This is a genomic window from Spirosoma areae, from assembly GCF_054781775.1.
This window is the reverse complement of record NZ_BAAGTT010000053.1, coordinates 1-1,652: the sequence shown is the minus strand read 5'-3', so window position 1 is coordinate 1,652 and position 1,652 is coordinate 1. Positions and strand designations below refer to the sequence as shown.

Here is a 1,652-nt window from a genome sequence, read left to right as displayed (position 1 = left end):
GGAGTGCGCTTTGTCAGGGGGAAGCTGAAAAACTCACGTTTTGACCTGCCTGTCGAAACGTTCGCCTTGTCGCAAGTAGCCCGCCCACTCCACACATGATGAACACTTCACCCAACGCCCCAAAGGGCTGATGGTGAGCGAGTTACTTCACTGAACGCGAAACGCTTGCCACCTTTACACCCTTTGTCTGTTGGGTTGAAAAGCTTCCTTTGGGACGTGCTCCTTGTCGACGGGAAGCGACCCCACGCGGAGCGGACAACGGAATAGTTTACTATTTCTGGGTAAAATAGCTGTGTTAAGAAACCAACATTGTGATTCTAACAACTTCATTTTCTGTGATTTGAGCGTTAAATGTCTCTATTTTTACGTCATACTTCTGAAGTATATCAAATAGAATGTCCCCATCGAAGGTTGAAATACCAGACGAAATAGAAAAGAGAAACTTACCTGAAACCGGCTCTCCTTTTACAACAATTGGGTAGTTTAGGTTTAGCTCGTCGAATATTGAATTGAAAACGCTCATTTTGCTATAATTAAAGTTTATGTACTTATTCAGTTGTTCAATTTGTCGGTCGAAACCCGCCTAACACACTTAAGCTTTCCTTACTGGTAATTTGGTATGTCGCATAAATGTGCCCTAACAAACCTCCACCTGCCCAACCGGAGCGGTTGGCTTGTCAGCCGAGACCCGGAAATGGAAGCCCAAACTTGCCTACACGGGGCGTTCAAATTGTCGCCCGAAAGCTGGAAGTTGAAGCACTGCCTGTTGGCTGCACCCAACGCCACAAAGGGCTGATGGTGAACGAATTAGTCAAAACGAGCGAGTTCCCTCAACCTTTATACCCTTTGTCAGTTGGGCTGATGCTCTCCTTCGGGACGTGCTGCCTGTCGCCGGAGAGCCGACAATGCCCTTAAAACCTTATTTATATTAATTTGCCGTGTACTTGAGGTAAATAGGTAAGTTGATATATAACCTATCTTAACTGTGTAATACAAATCAACTATACTTATTTTCTTTTCCTTTTGGCCTCTCTTTCTAACAGGCTTTTAAGTAATTCCCTCTCATTTGAACTTAGGTCGCTATGCTCTTCTTGTTTCTGTTCTTCTATATCTTCATTTTCTGTTACCAAATTTGATGTTTCATCTTTTATAGTAGTTGGCATAGTTAAAAGTTTAGTTTCTGGAGCCATTATTTGTCGAGGGTTATAAGTTGAATGAGACTCAAATTCTGGTAAGATGGCTCCCGATAAAAGGAAATCTTTTGCTCCAGTTAATACACCTCTACGAAACAGCTCTGCTTGTTCTTTGCTCAATTTTTCATCTTTTTCAAGTTGGTTAATATTGTCTATTAATGGTAATGTCTTAGATATCAACTCTATTCTCTCATAAAGTTTTCTTTCACGATAAAATACTACCTTATCCCATAAATCTATTATTAACTCTTTTAAAGCAGTCATGACTTTAGCTGCTCCTAAAAAATCAAATGATTTATCACTACCTGAGTCAATTGCTATAACACTTAAATCATTATCTTGGTGATGGCTCAATAATGTTGAATGCCGAAGAAAAACTGATTGATAAATAACCCAATCACCGTGTCATGAACCACCACTGACTTCGAGAAACAGATTGTCTTCCGAGCTAACCGTTTG

Annotated in this window: 2 protein-coding genes; both read right to left on the bottom strand. The window is 40.9% G+C overall.

All coding sequences use genetic code 11. From position 1 onward, the window contains the following. Positions 1-1,007: 1,007 nt before the first annotated feature. Complete coding sequence (locus ACYVI1_RS30325; RefSeq protein ID WP_460915326.1) at positions 1,008-1,547, bottom strand: hypothetical protein; 540 nt, start codon at positions 1,545-1,547, stop codon at positions 1,008-1,010. Continuing rightward, the coding region (locus ACYVI1_RS30320) for an IS1 family transposase (protein ID WP_460915316.1) at positions 1,544-1,652 on the bottom strand (109 nt) is incomplete at its 5' end. The genes ACYVI1_RS30320 and ACYVI1_RS30325, both read right to left, overlap by 4 nt.